Origin of the sequence: Blautia sp. 1033sp1_1033st1_G9_1033SCRN_220408 (assembly GCF_040929965.1) — a bacterium.
Lineage (GTDB): Bacteria > Bacillota > Clostridia > Lachnospirales > Lachnospiraceae > Blautia_A > Blautia_A ammoniilytica.
In genome coordinates, this window is the sequence record NZ_JBFKZO010000001.1 from 162,270 (window position 1) to 178,346 (window position 16,077).

Annotated in this window: 18 protein-coding genes; 16 read left to right on the forward strand and 2 right to left on the reverse strand. The window is 43.4% G+C overall.

All coding sequences use genetic code 11. The features are described 5' to 3' along the window. Positions 1 to 33: 33 nt before the first annotated feature. The 13 genes from AB5916_RS00785 to AB5916_RS00845 all read left to right on the forward strand — a co-directional run bounded on the left by AB5916_RS00785 (position 34) and on the right by AB5916_RS00845 (position 11,046). On the forward strand, positions 34 to 375 hold the full coding sequence (locus AB5916_RS00785) for a hypothetical protein (protein WP_368188897.1): 342 nt from the start codon (positions 34 to 36) through the stop codon (positions 373 to 375). Then, on the forward strand, positions 335 to 1,615 hold the full coding sequence (locus AB5916_RS00790) for a VWA-like domain-containing protein (protein ID WP_368188898.1): 1,281 nt from the start codon (positions 335 to 337) through the stop codon (positions 1,613 to 1,615). Before AB5916_RS00785 ends, AB5916_RS00790 begins: the two co-directional genes overlap by 41 nt. A gap of 48 nt (positions 1,616 to 1,663) precedes the next feature. Beyond that, positions 1,664 to 3,202: an ATP-binding protein gene (locus AB5916_RS00795; protein WP_368188899.1), complete on the forward strand. Its 1,539-nt coding sequence runs from the start codon at positions 1,664 to 1,666 to the stop codon at positions 3,200 to 3,202. Between the two features lie 49 nt (positions 3,203 to 3,251). After that, a complete protein-coding gene (gene srtB / locus AB5916_RS00800; RefSeq protein ID WP_368188900.1) occupies positions 3,252 to 4,082 on the forward strand; it encodes a class B sortase in 831 nt (276 codons plus the stop codon). Positions 4,083 to 4,100: 18 nt separating this feature from the next. Beyond that, complete coding sequence (locus AB5916_RS00805; RefSeq protein ID WP_158420083.1) at positions 4,101 to 4,850, forward strand: NAD-dependent protein deacylase; 750 nt, start codon at positions 4,101 to 4,103, stop codon at positions 4,848 to 4,850. After that, the gene (locus AB5916_RS00810) at positions 4,834 to 5,031 is read left to right on the forward strand and encodes a DUF951 domain-containing protein (protein ID WP_173729033.1); all 198 of its coding nucleotides are present in this window, start codon (positions 4,834 to 4,836) and stop codon (positions 5,029 to 5,031) included. The genes AB5916_RS00805 and AB5916_RS00810 overlap by 17 nt, the downstream gene beginning before the upstream one ends. Positions 5,032 to 5,225: 194 nt before the next feature. After that, a complete protein-coding gene (gene rpsF, locus AB5916_RS00815) occupies positions 5,226 to 5,513 on the forward strand; it encodes a 30S ribosomal protein S6 (RefSeq protein ID WP_158420085.1) in 288 nt (95 codons plus the stop codon). A gap of 69 nt (positions 5,514 to 5,582) precedes the next feature. After that, positions 5,583 to 6,038 (forward strand): single-stranded DNA-binding protein, encoded by a 456-nt coding sequence (locus AB5916_RS00820; protein WP_158420086.1) that lies wholly within the window; start codon positions 5,583 to 5,585, stop codon positions 6,036 to 6,038. 54 nt (positions 6,039 to 6,092) lie between these two features. Further along, positions 6,093 to 6,359 (forward strand): 30S ribosomal protein S18, encoded by a 267-nt coding sequence (gene rpsR / locus AB5916_RS00825; RefSeq protein ID WP_158420087.1) that lies wholly within the window; start codon positions 6,093 to 6,095, stop codon positions 6,357 to 6,359. 170 nt (positions 6,360 to 6,529) lie between these two features. After that, positions 6,530 to 8,587: a DHH family phosphoesterase gene (locus tag AB5916_RS00830; RefSeq protein WP_158420088.1), complete on the forward strand. Its 2,058-nt coding sequence runs from the start codon at positions 6,530 to 6,532 to the stop codon at positions 8,585 to 8,587. Continuing rightward, the gene (gene rplI, locus AB5916_RS00835; RefSeq protein ID WP_158420089.1) at positions 8,584 to 9,033 is read left to right on the forward strand and encodes a 50S ribosomal protein L9; all 450 of its coding nucleotides are present in this window, start codon (positions 8,584 to 8,586) and stop codon (positions 9,031 to 9,033) included. The genes AB5916_RS00830 and rplI overlap by 4 nt, the downstream gene beginning before the upstream one ends. A 7-nt stretch (positions 9,034 to 9,040) precedes the next feature. Next, complete coding sequence (gene dnaB, locus AB5916_RS00840) at positions 9,041 to 10,369, forward strand: replicative DNA helicase (protein WP_368188901.1); 1,329 nt, start codon at positions 9,041 to 9,043, stop codon at positions 10,367 to 10,369. 122 nt (positions 10,370 to 10,491) lie between these two features. Then, on the forward strand, positions 10,492 to 11,046 hold the full coding sequence (locus AB5916_RS00845) for a MerR family transcriptional regulator (RefSeq protein WP_330603157.1): 555 nt from the start codon (positions 10,492 to 10,494) through the stop codon (positions 11,044 to 11,046). Positions 11,047 to 11,124: 78 nt separating this feature from the next. Here AB5916_RS00845 and AB5916_RS00850 read toward each other — a convergent pair whose 3' ends face one another. After that, entirely contained in the window at positions 11,125 to 11,295 is a 171-nt protein-coding gene (locus tag AB5916_RS00850) for a DUF362 domain-containing protein (protein ID WP_158420092.1), read from the reverse strand. 241 nt (positions 11,296 to 11,536) lie between these two features. Between AB5916_RS00850 and AB5916_RS00855 the strand changes: the two genes are divergently transcribed. Beyond that, positions 11,537 to 11,737: a DUF1858 domain-containing protein gene (locus AB5916_RS00855; protein ID WP_158420093.1), complete on the forward strand. Its 201-nt coding sequence runs from the start codon at positions 11,537 to 11,539 to the stop codon at positions 11,735 to 11,737. 149 nt (positions 11,738 to 11,886) lie between these two features. Here AB5916_RS00855 and AB5916_RS00860 read toward each other — a convergent pair whose 3' ends face one another. Continuing rightward, the gene (locus AB5916_RS00860) at positions 11,887 to 12,630 is read right to left on the reverse strand and encodes an adaptor protein MecA (RefSeq protein WP_158420094.1); all 744 of its coding nucleotides are present in this window, start codon (positions 12,628 to 12,630) and stop codon (positions 11,887 to 11,889) included. Between the two features lie 970 nt (positions 12,631 to 13,600). Here AB5916_RS00860 and AB5916_RS00865 point away from each other — a divergent pair. Both AB5916_RS00865 and AB5916_RS00870 read left to right on the forward strand, forming a co-directional pair. Beyond that, the gene (locus AB5916_RS00865) at positions 13,601 to 15,259 is read left to right on the forward strand and encodes a glycosyl hydrolase family 18 protein (protein WP_158420095.1); all 1,659 of its coding nucleotides are present in this window, start codon (positions 13,601 to 13,603) and stop codon (positions 15,257 to 15,259) included. Positions 15,260 to 15,341: 82 nt separating this feature from the next. After that, positions 15,342 to 16,076 carry an N-acetylmuramoyl-L-alanine amidase gene (locus AB5916_RS00870; RefSeq protein ID WP_368188902.1) on the forward strand — a complete coding sequence of 245 codons (735 nt, stop codon included), beginning with the start codon at positions 15,342 to 15,344 and terminating at the stop codon, positions 16,074 to 16,076. Position 16,077: the final 1 nt, after the last annotated feature.

Sequence of the window (16,077 nt, forward strand, 5' to 3'; positions counted from 1 at the left end):
GTACTCTCAAAGGGACAGGAAAGGACGCTGGTTATGGAAGATGAAACATACCACAGGTTCCGAAGTGCCAGGCAAGAGCCGGTCCGGCTGCAGGCAGCACTGGACGGCTTTTTTGCTTTTGATGGAGAAGATGAACGGCAGGAGGAATATGGTATTTACCTGAAAAAAAGGATCCGTCCGGCAATGGAAGCGCTGATCAGGAGCCAGCAGATTGAACAGATGGAAATACTGGCTGAACAGGGCTGGTATGGCAAAAAGGAACTGGAGACTTTCATACGGACTGCCAGGGAAGAAGGCAGATTACAAGCCCTGGTCTGGCTGATGAAGGAGAAAAATGACAGATACGGATATGAAGACAGAGAATATGATTTATAAGACAGCTCCCTGGAAGCGTGCTTATGATAGCAGCCAGGCACAGATCGGCATACAGATTCTTGAATATTGTCGGAATCAGTTGTTTTTATCGTATCCCTCTTTTGAACAGGCACTGTTTATTTTACAGTGGGAAGCAGATGACAGAATTGCCGGGATAGGGACGGATGGAGTAAAAATATTATTTTCCCCTGTATGGCTTCTACAGAAATATCAGGAGGATCCAGGGACTGTTACAAAGGCTTATCTGCATATGATCCTGCACTGTATTTATCTGCATCCCTTTTTGGCAGGGAAGGAGCAGGAAAATCTGTGGGATCTTGCCTGTGACATGTTCGTAGAAAGGATTTGCACATCCATTACCGGGAATGAGGCTGGGGGACATCAAGAGCAGGAGCTTTCTCCTTATCGGATCTATGACACATTGTGCTGTCTTAAGAAAGAAGAGCAGTTAAAACTGGAAAAAAGTATAAGAATAGATGATCACAGCTTATGGAGAGAAAAGCAGACAGGTGCTAAGGCAATCTGGAAGAAATGGGAAGAGATTCTTTTGTCCATGTCCAGAGGAAAAGAGAAAAAGAAACTGTGGGCTGGTATGTCTCCAGGCATGCGCCAGGAGGAAATAAGGCTTGCAGGCAGGAAGGATTATGACTACCGGGATTTTCTTCAGAAATATTTTCATATACGGGAAGAAGTAAAGCTGGATACGGAAAGCTTTGATTATATATTTTATAACTATGGTATGGAGTACTATGGGGATGTTCCACTGATCGAACCATTGGAATATCAGGAAGCCAGCCGGCTTTCCCAGCTGGTGATTGCCATTGATACCTCAGGCTCCTGTTCAGCTGCTGTCGTACAAAGGTTTCTGGAGGAAACATATAGTATTTTAAGCAGCAAAGAAAACTTTTTTAGTGAGATGGAGGTATATCTGATCCAGTGTGACTGCTGTATCCAAAAAATAGATGTGATCCGCAGAGAAGAGGACTGGAGAAAACTGGAAGACAAAATAGAGATCCAGGGACGTGGAGGAACAGATTTTTGTCCGGTTTTCCGCTATGTGGATCAGCTTCGGAAGGAAGGTCAGCTTAAGGATCTGGGGGCTTTGATCTATTTTACAGATGGGGACGGAGTCTATCCGGAAGAAAGGCCGGACTATGATACAGCCTTTGTATTTTTGAAGGATACAGATTCCTTGAAAATGGTTCCATCTTGGGCTTACGTATTAAAGGTGTGGACTTAACAGAGAATAATCGGGAAAACGGCAAGCAGCTGTCTGCAGGGAGCAAAGATGATGAATATTAAAGAGGCAAAACAAGAAATTGTGAATACACTGCATGCATATTTGAAAAAGGATGAAGAAGGGAATTATACATATCCGTTGGTACATCAACGACCTTTATTCCTGATAGGGGCACCTGGCATTGGTAAAACCGCTATTATGGAGCAGGTAGCGAAGGAAGAAAATATAGGTCTTGTTTCTTATACAATGACACATCATACCCGTCAGAGCGCAGTAGGACTTCCAAAAATCGTTTCCAGGGAATATGAGGGCATTTCCATGGATGTTACGGAATATACCATGAGTGAGATCATTGCAGCTGTATATGCCAAGATGGAAAGTACAGGAAAGAAGGAAGGAATTCTGTTTCTGGATGAGATCAATTGTGTGTCTGAGACACTTGCACCAGCCATGCTTCAGTTTCTTCAGAATAAGACCTTTGGCGGACATAAGGTACCGGCAGGGTGGCTGATCGTAGCAGCAGGTAATCCACCAGGATATAACAAGTCTGTCCGGGAGTTTGATATTGTAACTTTGGACCGGGTCCGGAAGATGGAGATCCAGCCGGATTTGGAGGCTTGGATGGAATATGCCTGGCAAAATAAGATCCATGGAGCAGTGCTTTCTTATCTTAATATCCATAGGGACAGTTTTTACTACATAAGGAGCAGCCGGGAGGAAAAAGCCTTTGTTACAGCAAGAGGATGGGAGGATTTGTCCAGGATCCTGAAAAGTTACGAAGATCTGGATATCCAAGTGACTGAGAATCTGATCTGTCAGTTCATTCAGGAAAAGGAAATTGGCAGGGATTTCGCTTCTTATTACCAGATTTATCAAAAGTATGGCACAGATTATGGAATCCACCAGATTCTGGACGGAAGCCTTTCAAAGCACATGGAGGAAGAAAAGCTGGATATGGCCGGGAATGGATCGGCAGAAGAACGGCTTACTGTTACCGGGCTTTTTCTGCAAGATCTGAATGAAAGGCTGATGTGTGCAGATACAGGCAAAAAGCGGCTGTCTCTTCTTTATGATAAACTGTATGCACTGAAAAATAACCCCATAACAGATAAGAACGCAAAGTCCGAAGCAGATAGCTGGTTTGGACAGTATATAAAGGATCAGAAGAAAAGCTTTGAAGTACGAAAAACGTCAGGTCTTCTTTCCATGGAGGAAGCGTTGCTGGAGAGACAGACGATTGCATGCATGGAAAGATATGATCTGGAACTGAGGAAACTTCATATTACCAAAAGAGAAGAGCAATTTGAGAGAATAAAGATATTCTTTCAGGAAGAGAAGCAGAAAACAGAAGTTCTTTGTACCCAGACAGGACATGCCCTTTTAAGAGCTTTTGACTTTATGGAAAAGGCCTTTGGGGATGGAGCAGAGATGATGCTTATGGTAACCAGGCTTACTGGGAATCCGCTGGCGTCTGCCTTTATTGCAGAGCATGGCTGTGCACCCTATTTTAAGTACAGTGACAAGCTTCTGCCGGGAAAACAGCAGCAGCTTTTACAGGCCTGTGAGCAGGCTTTGGAGTCAAGATAATACTTGCAACTTCCGGGAGGGATTACTATAATTATAGAGGAGGCGCGCTATGAAGGATAATAAAAAGAAAAAAAAGAAAACCGCCGGTGATGTGGTGCTTACTCTGGTACTGCTTCTGGCTGTGGGCGTTTTTTGTTATGCAGCCTTTAATTTGTACCACATTTACACAGAGTACAAAAAGGGCTCTGACGAATATAACCAGATCGCACAGATGGCAGTGACAGAGCGTGATCCTGATGAGGATCCAATCGACATGGAGACAGACGATGAAAAGAAATCTGATCTGAAAGCACCTATGAAGATTGATTTTGATACTCTTCGCAGTGTGAATACGGACGTGATTGGATGGATTTATGTGGAAGCACTGGATAATGTGAGTTATCCTATTGTGAAGGGAAAGGATAACAGTACTTATCTTCACATGACCTATGAGAAGAATTACAATTTTGCAGGCACGATTTTTATTGACTATGAGAATTCCGGAGATTTTAACGATTGTAATACACTGGTATACGGACACAATATGAAGAATGGTTCTATGTTCGGACAGCTGAAAAAATTCAGTAAAGACCCGGAAACATACAAGAAAAGCAAATATTTCTGGATTTTTACACCTGATGAGGATTATCGGTATGAGATTATTTCCGCTTATGTTACAGCGGTAAATAGTGATACATATACATTGTTTAAAGGACCTGGTAAGGAATTTCAGGATTATCTGGACAAAATGCCAACTCTTTCAGAGATCCAGACCACACCAGGTACGCTTACCATACAGGACAAGATCGTTACACTTTCTACCTGTACAGGCAACGAATCCACCAGATATGTGGTACAGGGTAAAAGAGTTGATACTTTGGATGTAGAAAAGGATAATTAGTATGAGGAGGCTGTAGTGATGGAGAATGGGATAGCGAAACTGCAGGAGCTTGTGGATCAGTATGATAATATTGTATTCTTTGGCGGAGCGGGTGTTTCCACAGAAAGCGGGATCCCGGATTTCAGAAGCCAGGACGGGCTGTATAATCAGACCTATGATTATCCGCCGGAGACGATCTTAAGCCATACTTTTTTTATGAGAAAGCCGGAAGAGTTTTTCAGGTTTTACAGAGATAAGATGCTGTGTGATACTGCAAAGCCAAATGCAGCTCACCAGAAGCTGGCAGAGCTGGAAAGGGCTGGCAGGCTTAAGGCTGTGATCACCCAGAATATTGATAATCTTCACCAGATGGCTGGAAGCCGGAATGTGCTGGAACTTCATGGCAGTGTATATAGGAATTACTGCATGAAATGCCGGAAGTTTTATGATTTTTCTTATATGAAACATTCAGAAGGAGTGCCTAGATGCAGCTGTGGCGGGATTATTAAGCCAGACGTTGTCCTCTATGAGGAAGGGCTGGATACACATACCATTGAAGAGGCAGTGAAGGCTATTTCCCAGGCACAGGTACTGATTATCGGCGGGACGTCTCTGGCTGTATATCCGGCAGCAGGACTGATTGATTATTTTCAGGGAGATCATCTGGTAGTGATCAACAAGTCACCTACACCGAGAGACCGGTATGCAGATCTTCTGATCCAGGAGCCGATTGGGCAGGTGTTTTCACAATTACAGGTAAAGGAGCATAGTCATGGGACTTCTTTATGAAGTGGGAGATATTGTCACGCTGAAAAAAACACATCCCTGTGGCAGCAAAGACTGGGAGATCCTTCGTGTAGGGGCGGATTTCAGGCTGAAATGTACAGGATGCGGCCACCAGATCATGGTGCCGCGGAAGATGGTGGAGAAAAATACCAGGAATCTGCAGAAAAAATCACAAGATCAATGACACAGGGAAAACTAAAATAGCATAAAGCATAAAAAGCATAAGAATAATTATAAAGAGAATAAAAATCATTAGAAAAAGAAAAATAGGGCTTTACATAGCCGGGAAAATGTGTTAAAATCAACAATCGTGATATATTCATATCCTTGCTCTTTGACAGGCAAAGGGCCAATAGACCATAAGGAGGTAAGACAGGCATGAACAAGTACGAGTTAGCATTAGTTGTGAGTGCAAAAGTTGAGGACGAAGTACGTGATGCAGTTGTTGAGAAAGCTAAAGGCTACATCACACGTTACAATGGCACAATCACAGAAGTTGAAGAATGGGGTAAGAAGAAATTAGCTTACGAGATTCAGAAAATGCATGAAGGCTTCTACTACTTCATTCAGTTTGAAGCAGATGCTCAGTGTCCGGCAGAAGTAGAAAGACATATGCGTATCATGGACAATGTATTAAGATACTTAGTTGTCAGAAAAGACGCATAAGCTTTTGGCAATTAATCAGAAAGCACCATTAAGAACCCGTTCAACCGATCATCGAAAGAGGTAAATAGAATGAACAAAGTAATTTTAATGGGACGCTTAACAAGAGACCCTGAAGTAAGATATTCCGCAGGGGAGAATGCACTGGCAATTGCCAGATATACATTGGCAGTAGACAGGAGGTTTCGCCGTGATGGCGAGGCATCCGCTGATTTTATCAGCTGTGTATCTTTTGGACGTACAGCAGAGTTTGCTGAGAAGTATTTCAGACAGGGACTGAAGATTGCGGTTACAGGCCGTATTCAGACCGGCAGTTATACCAACCGTGACGGCCAGAAGGTTTATACAACAGAGGTTGTAGTTGAGGAGCAGGAGTTTGCAGAGAGTAAATCTTCCAGCGATTCCTATGCAGCATCTCATCCTCAGAACAGTGCTGCGGCACCATCTATGCCTACACCAAGTGCGGCAAGTGCAGACGGATTTATGAACATCCCTGATGGAATTGACGAGGAACTGCCTTTTAATTAGGTATTTCTCAGATGAACAAACGGATGATAACAAGAAGATAGGAGGAAGCTAATCATGGCTTACAGCAATAGAGGCGAAAGACCGGATTCTCCCATGAAGAGAAGAGGCGGACGCAGAAGAAAAAAAGTTTGTGTATTCTGTGGTAAAGAGAATAACGAGATCGATTACAAAGATGTAGCAAAGTTAAGAAAGTATGTTTCTGAAAGAGGAAAGATCCTTCCAAGAAGAATTACAGGTAACTGTGCAAAGCATCAGAGAGCTCTTACTGTAGCAGTTAAGAGAGCACGTCATTTGGCATTAATGCCATACATCCAGGACTAATTTCCTGAATGCAGCAATGCAGATGTTTGGAAGCCTTCAAATGCTTATTTTATGAGCATTTGAGGGCTTTTTCTTATTTTACTTGGGTATGGAAATATTTCCATGAATCTGGTATAATATATAGATCCACGTAAAATTGGTTTTATCTATGTAATAGAATGGGAAAAATCATGAAAGAAAAATTAAAATTCAGAGGGCCATTGAAACAATATATGCGGACCCCTATGTACCTGGCAATTCTGCTTCTTGGACTGAATATTCTGGTATATATGGTTAATATCAGGGCAGGACTTTTAGTATCCCTGGGACTGGCTGTGTACTTACTGATCGTTCTGCTGATCTATATTCACCACAAGCCAATGATCCTCAACGCCCTGGTTGCATTTACCACACAATACAATGCCCTGGAGAAACGTATGCTGGAGGATCTGGCACTGCCCTTTGCCATTATGGATACCAACGGCAGGATGGTCTGGTCCAATCGGCTGTTTGCAAGCCTGATGGGGAAAGACCAGTTGTACAATAAGAATATAGCTACCCTTCTTCCGGATATTACTCAGGAGAAGCTGCCAGTGCCGGGACAGAAGGACATAACAGAAGTAACCACCGGCTTAGGGAACGAGATCTACAGGGTATCTATGCAGTGTATCACCATGAAGGATGTGGTTGAGCATACAGATATTCTGGAGAAGCTGCAGAATGATTTGAGTCTGATTGCCCTGTATCTTTATGACGAGACAGAATTGCAGGAATATATCCAGAAGAATGAAGATGACAAGCTGGTTGTAGCCTTGGCGTATCTGGATAATTATGAAGAAGCGCTGGATAGCGTGGAGGATGTACGCCGTTCTCTTTTGATCGCGTTGATCGACAGGAAGATCACCAAGTATTTTTCAAATTTTGATGGCGTTGTTCGTAAGCTGGAAAAAGACAAATATTTCCTGATCATGCGTCAGAGTTCCCTCGAAGCATTAAAGGAACAGAGATTCCATATTCTGGATGAGGTAAAAACGGTTAATATCGGTAATGAAATGGCTGTTACCTTAAGTATCGGTATTGGATTGAACGGATCTACTTATCTGCAGAATTATGAGTATTCCAGGATTGCCATTGAAATGGCACTTGGCCGTGGAGGCGATCAGGTGGTGATCAAGAATGGCAATACCATCACATACTTTGGCGGTAAGGCACAACAGATGGAAAAGGCAACTAGAGTGAAGGCACGGGTAAAGGCACAGGCCCTTAAGGAATTTATGAGTACCAAGGACCGTGTTGTGGTTATGGGACATAAGATCACAGATGTGGATGCATTAGGGGCAGCCATTGGTATATACCGTGCCGGGAAGACACTTGGAAAGCCGGTGCATATTGTGGTGAATGATCCTACCACATCCATTCGTCCTTTGATGGCAGGTTATGTGGGAAGTCCGGATTATGAGCCATCTATGTTTGTAGATGCAGATCAGGCCAAGGATCTTGTGGATAATAACACAGTTGTGGTTGTTGTAGATACCAACAAGCCAAGTTATACAGAGTGTGAGGATCTTTTATACCTTACAAAGACCATTGTGGTACTGGATCATCACAGAAGGGGCAGTGAAGTAATACAGAATGCAGTACTCTCTTATGTGGAGCCGTATGCTTCTTCTACCTGTGAGATGGTAGCTGAGATCCTTCAATATTTTTCAGACGATCTTCGCCTGCGGAGCATGGAGGCAGACTGCTTGTATGCCGGAATTGTGATCGATACCAACAATTTTACCACCAGAGCAGGTGTACGTACCTTTGAAGCAGCAGCGTTTCTTAGAAGGAATGGAGCAGATATTACCAGAGTGCGTAAGATGCTGCGGGATGATATTGATTCTTACAAGGCAAGGGCAGAGGTTGTGCGTACTGCCAGCATTTATAGGAAATGCTTTGCCATTGCAAAATGCCCAAGCGAAGGCTTGGAAAGCCCTACCGTTGTAGGGGCACAGGCTGCTAATGAGCTTCTGAATATTGCAGGAGTAAAGGCTTCTTTCGTACTTACTCCATACAACAAAGAAGTATATGTAAGTGCCCGTGCCATTGATGAAGTGAATGTACAGATCATGATGGAGCGGATGGGCGGAGGCGGTCATCTGAATATTGCCGGCGCACAGCTGAAGGAAAGTCTTGACGAGGCGGAGCTGATGCTGAAAGCAATCATAGATCAATTATACGAAGAAGGAGAATTTAAGGAATCATGAAAGTAATTTTACTGGAAGATGTAAAGTCCCTTGGGAAAAAGGGCGAAATCGTAAATGTAAGTGACGGATATGCAAGAAATATGATCCTTCCAAAGAAGCTTGGAGTAGAAGCGACACCTAAGAATCTGAATGACCTGAAGCTTCAGAAAGCCAATGCAGAAAAGGTTGCACAGGAAAATTTCGAGGCAGCACAGGCTTTTGCAAAGGAGCTTGAAACAAAAGAGATCATTCTTACTTTGAAAGTAGGAGAAGGTGGAAGAACCTTTGGTTCTATTTCTGGTAAAGAGATTTCTGAAGCGGCTAAGAAGCAGCTGAATCTTGAAATCGATAAAAAGAAACTGCAGCTTTCGTCCCCCATTCGTAACCTTGGCGTTACCAATGTTCCGGTGCGCCTTCATCCAAAGGTAACAGGAAGCCTGAAAGTATGGGTAAAAGAGGAGCAGTAAGTATTTCATGGAAGAAGCATTGATCAAACGGATACTTCCGCACAGTATTGAGGCAGAGCAGTCAGTGATTGGCTCCATGATCCTTGACAGGGATGCGATCCTGGTTGCCTCTGAGATCCTGACAAGCGATGATTTTTATCAGAAGCAGTACGGGATTATTTTTGATGCAATGGTAGAACTTTGCAATGAAGGAAAGCCGGTAGATCTGATCACCCTGCAGAATCGTCTCAAGGAAAAAGAACTGCCGCCGGATATCAGCAGCATGGAATATGTGCGTGATCTTCTGACTGCAGTACCTACCTCTGCGAATATTAAATATTATGCAAATATCGTCAGTGAGAAAGCGGTTCTCAGACGTCTGATCAAAGCCAATGAAGAGGTGGAGAATGCCTGCTATCTGGAAAAAGACAGCACACAGACTATTCTGGAGGAAGCAGAGAAAAAGCTGTTCAATATTTTGCAGCGGCGTACCAGTGAAGAATTTGTGCCTATCCAGCAGGTAGTGCTTAATTCTATCAGCAATATTGAGAAGGCGTCTAAGCTGAAAGGTACTGTTACCGGTATTCCTACCGGCTTTGTAGACCTGGATTACAAGACCTCTGGCATGCATGGGTCAGATCTGGTACTGATCGCTGCTAGGCCTTCTATGGGAAAGACTGCTTTTGTATTGAATATTGCCCAGTATATGGCATTTCGCAAGGATGTAACAGTAGCTATTTTCAGCCTTGAGATGTCAAAGGAACAGCTGGTGAACCGTCTGCTTGCCATGGAATCTCATGTGGATTCACAGAATCTGCGCACAGGTAATCTGAAAGATGAGGATTGGACAAAGCTTGTGGAAGGCGCAGACATTATCGGACGATCCAACTTGATCATTGATGATACGCCTGGTATTTCCATTGCAGAGCTTCGTTCCAAGTGCAGGAAATATAAACTGGAGCATAATCTTGGGATTGTTATGATCGACTACCTTCAGCTGATGAGCGGATCCGGCAAAACAGATTCCAGACAGCAGGAGATTTCAGATATTTCCAGATCCTTGAAGGCTCTTGCCAGGGAGCTGTCAGTGCCTGTGATCGCATTGTCACAGCTAAGCCGTGCAGTAGAGCAAAGACCTGACCACAGACCAATGCTTTCTGACCTGCGTGAGTCGGGAGCCATTGAGCAGGATGCGGATGTGGTAATGTTTATTTACAGAGATGACTATTATCACAAAGATACAGAGAAAAAGGATATTGCTGAGATCATTATTGCCAAGCAGAGAAATGGCCCTATTGGTACGGTTGAACTGGTATGGCTGCCAAGATATACACAGTTTGTAAATATGAAAAAGTAAGGCGGATTTTGTCAATCGCTTTTTCTTGCAATCTATTACCCCTTTGTTATAATTAAAACAAGATGCAGGTGTGCGATACAAACCATATTGGACACAGGTGCATTACAAAAAGGAGGGGTAGCGTGGATAAGCGATATACGGTAGCACAGACCGTCCAGATCACAGGCTTAAAGCCATATGTTCTTCGATACTGGGAAGAAGAACTGGATCTGAGGATCGGAAGAAATGAGCTTGGACACAGATACTACACCGGATATGATATTCAGTTGTTTATGAATATTCAGGAACTTAAGAAAAGAGGACTGCAGCTTAAGGCCATTAAGGAACTGGTTCCCCAGATTGCCAGGAATGCTCCTGGGATGAGCCAGAGTAAGGTCAGGCTTCTGGAAGATACTTCTGTTCAGGTGTATACTGATCAGGAAAAAGATCAGGATACAGATCAGGAGGAAAGACAGAGATGTAAAGAACTGCCGCCAGCCAGCGAGGATTCAGGGAAGATCCTGGAGTTCCAACAAATCCTGGAAAGACTGATCCAACAGGAACTTCACACTCAGAATGACGGAGAGGCAAGATGCCGCTCTATTGATGCAGCTATCCGCAGACAGCAGCTTGCAAGGAAGGAAGCTGCCGTAGCAATAGAAAAGAAGAATAAAAAGAAACATAAAATACATATGTGATCAGTGAGACTTGTCTCAGATCATAAATGAAAAATGGCTGCCGCATATAGCGACAGCCATTTGATCGTTCTTAGGAAATTATTCCTGGCTGATAGCGCCTGTAGGACAGACATCAGCGCAAGTTCCACACTCAACACATGCATCTGCATCGATCACGTAATGATCATCACCCTGAGAAATAGCCTCGTTAGGGCATTCGCTTTCGCATGTTCCACAGCTTACACATTCATCAGAAATTACATATGCCATAGTTATATCCTCCTTTAATCTCTTTTGTACCCTTAACCGGGTTCTGAATCTATTCTAATATATCTATCGTTGGATTACAAGTATAAAATTATAAACAAAATTTTAGAACTGTAAATGTTGATTCCTGTAAAAAATCGTATTATAATAGGCAAGGGTGGAGACTCTTTATAAGGACTGCAGATGTGGTTCTTTTACAGATAATGATTCTCTCCAGATTTGCGAATAAAGGAGGAAACAGATCATGGCACAGGTGACAAAGCAGATGCTCATCGGCGAACTGCTTCAGTTAGATCCTAACATTGCAGGGGTTCTTATGAGAGCCGGTATGCACTGCATCGGCTGCCCGTCTTCCCAGATGGAGTCTCTTGAAGAGGCTGCTATGGTGCACGGGATGGACGTAGATGTCCTGGTAGAGCAGATCAACGATTTTCTTGCTCAGTAATTTGCACACTATATAGACGAATGTGCATCTGTTTATAGAGGAGTCTTTGTAGACAGAGCGAACAGGTAAAGAGAATGCCGTATCAGTTACAGTCTTTTAGAACTGCAGCTTATACGGCATTTTTAATGCATTATATTAATGTTTGTACTTTAAAGCTGTTCCAGACTCTGGACCGCATGAAGGGTGATCAGTTCCCCATGCTCTTTCAGGTGTGCTTCTCCTGACATGGTGAATGCCTGGCCCTGCCCGTATTCGGAAAGAATGTTGCACACCTTATTGAATTCCTCAGGAGTGCAGTCAGACTGGTGGATCACCAGACGGTAAAATCCCTGTGCTGCATCTTTGTATAATGTATTCTCTCCTGTGAAATAGCCTCCCAGTCCGTGGGCTGCTTGAATCACTTCATCCAGGGTGCGGAAAGAGAAAAGACGGATAAGGTCAATATCGGCTTCATTCTCCTGTGGTGCCTTTTCTTGTGTGGGTGCTTCCTTCTTCTCTGATGGCTTGGTCTGGGACTGAACCTTAGCTTCACACAGCTTCTGGATCAGATCGATAATATTGTCTGCACCATCCAACTGAATGGTATCCTTACGGTCGCTGCCTTTGTAAGGAGAGAACTTGGAAAAACGTGTATCTAACTCCTCCGGATCCTCTACTTTGGTAATGATCAGGACAATGCTCTCTGTACTTACCGGAATAGCCTCGATCATCAGTGGAATATTATCAGCTTCAAATCCAAACTGCATCTGGGCCTGCTGCATCATATCACGAAACAGCTGCTTGGCTTTGTCTGTACCATAGGCCAGTTCGCTGATCTGGATATGGTGTGTCTCCAGATCTTCTTTTGTCAGGGTGCAGCGAATCTGATTGTCATTAATCTTTTCTATCTTCATATCATCACATCCTATTCTTAAGTGGGAATGATTCCTGCCTAAAGTTCATTATATTTTATATTATATAGCATAAAAGTGCAAGAGGGAAGCTGCTTCTATTTCTTTGTTTATAAAATATTTAGAAACAAAATGAAAAAAAATTACTAACTGGCAAAAAAGACTTGCATATGTAAATGGAAACTGTATAATAGAACTCAGGAAAGACGGCCGGACGATCCATACAGGTTCAGTTACTATGAAACAAGGTATCAGCTTAAAGTATTAACATTATTTCACTACTGTGGACTTTGCCGATTTTGTCATGCAGCGTTCTTGCTGTGGCAGGGTACATATTTCCCCATAAGATGAAATGATCTGCCGGAAGTGTCTTTTCAGAACCAGTTGGTGTTTTCTGAAATAATCAGGAAAGGAGGTTAAGGCACGGAGAAGGATATATCACGTAAAAGAAAGAAAAAAGCCCGTAAAAGTCTGGAAAATGAACTTCTGGAATACCAGAATCAGGGGATCTACCTGTATCTGGAAGGAGAACCAAGTACGCCGAAATCCATTGCAAAAGCCTGTCAGATTGCAGAAGGCGGAGGTTATATGCGGGATTATACAGAAGATGAGCGGGGACGGATCGCCAGAGTGGACTTTGACTTTGTACTGGATGATCCTGACTAACAAAAGTAAATAGAATGCAGGGTAATCCCTTTGGCAGCAGGCTCCCCCTACTCAAAGCCGTGGTCCGAAGGGATTTCCTGCCGAAATGAAACGATCTGTGAAATATAATAATATGTGGAATAAAACAATACGTAAAATAAAACAATACGTAAAATATAGTAATCTGTGAAATAAAAAGCTGTAAAAATGAACTTACTGTTAAATGCTATTAAAAAACAAATTTCTTAATGCAATTTATAATGGATATGATATAATGGGCGGTAGCAAACTCGAATTTGGAGAAAGGTTTTACTGAAAGGATAAAAGTATGGATAGAAAGAAAAAACCAGTAATACTGGTATGTGTACTGATTTTGGTGGTGGCCCTTGTAGGAGTGGCTGTTCACGTGATCATGAAGTATGTTCCTACCAGACAGAGAATGGATCTGAATGAATATTACGGACAAGTAGCTGACGGGCAGTGTGCCATTATTGTGGGTACAGAGCGTCTGGAGTCAAGAGGCCTTGTTTCTGATAATAAGACATATATTCCTATAGATGTTGTGGATTCATATATTAATCAGCGATACTACTGGGATTCTGAGGGACAGCAGGTACTGTATGCTACTCCCACCCAGCTGACCAGCCAGCCGGCACAGGTTGATTCGGGCAGTGAGGTATGGCTTAAAGATGGCGTTGTTTATTTAAGCGTTGACTATATCAAGCAGTATACAGATATTGACGCATACGTATATACAGATCCTGCCAGGATCACTATTCAGAAACAGTTTTCAGGGATCCAGACTGTACAGGTACAGAAGGATACATATGTAAGGTATCAGGGTGGGATCAAGTCACCGGTTCTTACAAAGGTAAGTAAAGGGGATTCTCTGATTTTTATGCAGGAACTGGAGAACTGGACACAGGTTGCTACCTGGGACGGTTATATCGGATATATAGAGAAGAGCCGGATCAGTGTGCCAGAGGATACTACACTGGAGAGAGATTTCCAGGCAGAGCAGTATAATTACATTACCATGGATCAGAAGGTAAATATGGTATGGCATCAGGTGATGAGCCAGGAGGCTAACAGTACATTTGCAGAGGCTACCCAGAATATGACAGGTGTCAATGTGATCTCGCCTACCTGGTTTGCAGTGCAGGATAATGCAGGGAATATTTCCAATATAGCTACTGCAGATTATGTTGCACAGGCTCATGAGAAAGGACTGAAGATCTGGGGACTGGTTGATAATTTCAGTGAAAATGTGAATACTTCAGAGCTTCTGGCCAAGACAAGTGCAAGGCAGAATCTGATATCCCAGCTGGTAAATGCTGCTGTAGGCGCTGGGATCGATGGGATCAATGTGGATTTTGAATACCTGAAGGAAGATGTAGGGGTTCATTTCCTTGAGTTTTTAAGAGAGCTTTCTATTGAGTGCCATAAGAACAATCTGGTGCTTTCTGTGGATAATCCACCGCCAGCAGAGTATACCAGCCATTATGACAGAGCAGAGCAGGGCAGAGTTGTGGATTATGTAGTGATCATGGGATATGACGAGCACTATGTAGGCTCTGAAGAAGCCGGTTCTGTTGCATCCCTTCCCTGGGTTGAGCAGGGGATCCAGGATACACTGGCAGAGGTTCCGGCAGAGCGTGTGATCAATGCTATGCCGTTCTACACAAGATTGTGGAAGACCGAGGCGGGTACATTGTCCAGTGAGGCAATTGGCATGGATGCGGCAGCAGAGGTGCTTACCACCAACAATGCAGAGACATATTGGGATAATACCACCAGCCAGCAGTATGGAGAATATGAGAAGGACAACTGCTCCTATAAGATCTGGGTAGAGAATGCAGATTCTATTGCTGCTAAGGTACAGCTTGCTGTGAAGTACAATCTGGCAGGTGTTTCTGCCTGGAAGCTGGGCTTTGAGAACAGCGGGATCTGGCAGGTGATTTCTGATAATCTGGCAGCTGCTCAGTAAGAAAGCAGGATTTTAACAGGACGATAATAAATGCATTCTTTTAGGCATATAAATAACAGGAATATGCCAAAGGGGTGCGTTCATGAAAAAATACAGAATGGAACTGATCATGGCCTGTCTGATGCTGGTAAGCTTTTACCTGCTGTCAAGACAGGCCGCTGTTGTATCTGTAAGCAGCAAGAAAGTGCCAAAAGGACAGGAGAAAGGTGTTATTGTAATCGATGCAGGACATGGAGGAGAGGATCCGGGGATGATCGGCATCAAGAATCTGGAAGAAAAAGGAATCAACCTGCAGATAGCAAAGAAGCTGTGCGCCCATCTGGAAAAAGAGGGATATACCGTGGTGATGACCAGAGAAAAGGATCAGGGGCTGTATGGAGAAAGCAGAAACAACCGGAAAGCCCAGGATATGCAGAAAAGAATTCGGATCATTAAGGAAACAACCCCCTTATTGACGGTAAGTATCCATCAGAACAGTTATCAGGATCCGGAGGTGAAAGGCCCTCAGGTTTTTTACTATCAGGACTCAACGGAAGGACAGCGGCTGGCACAGATCCTGCAGACAGAACTGAATCAGCAGCTGACTGTAGACAGACCAAGGGAAGCAAAGGGGAATAAGACCTATTATCTTTTAAAGCGAAGCGAAGGGATCCTTACGATCATAGAGTGTGGATTTCTTACAAATCCGGAGGAGGCCACACTTCTTGTACAGGAAGAATATCAGGAAAAGCTGGCAGAAGCTATTGCTGACGGGATCATCCGGTACCTGGAAGAGAGCCCTGCCGGGGGTGTACAAACTGAACAAAATAAGATATAAT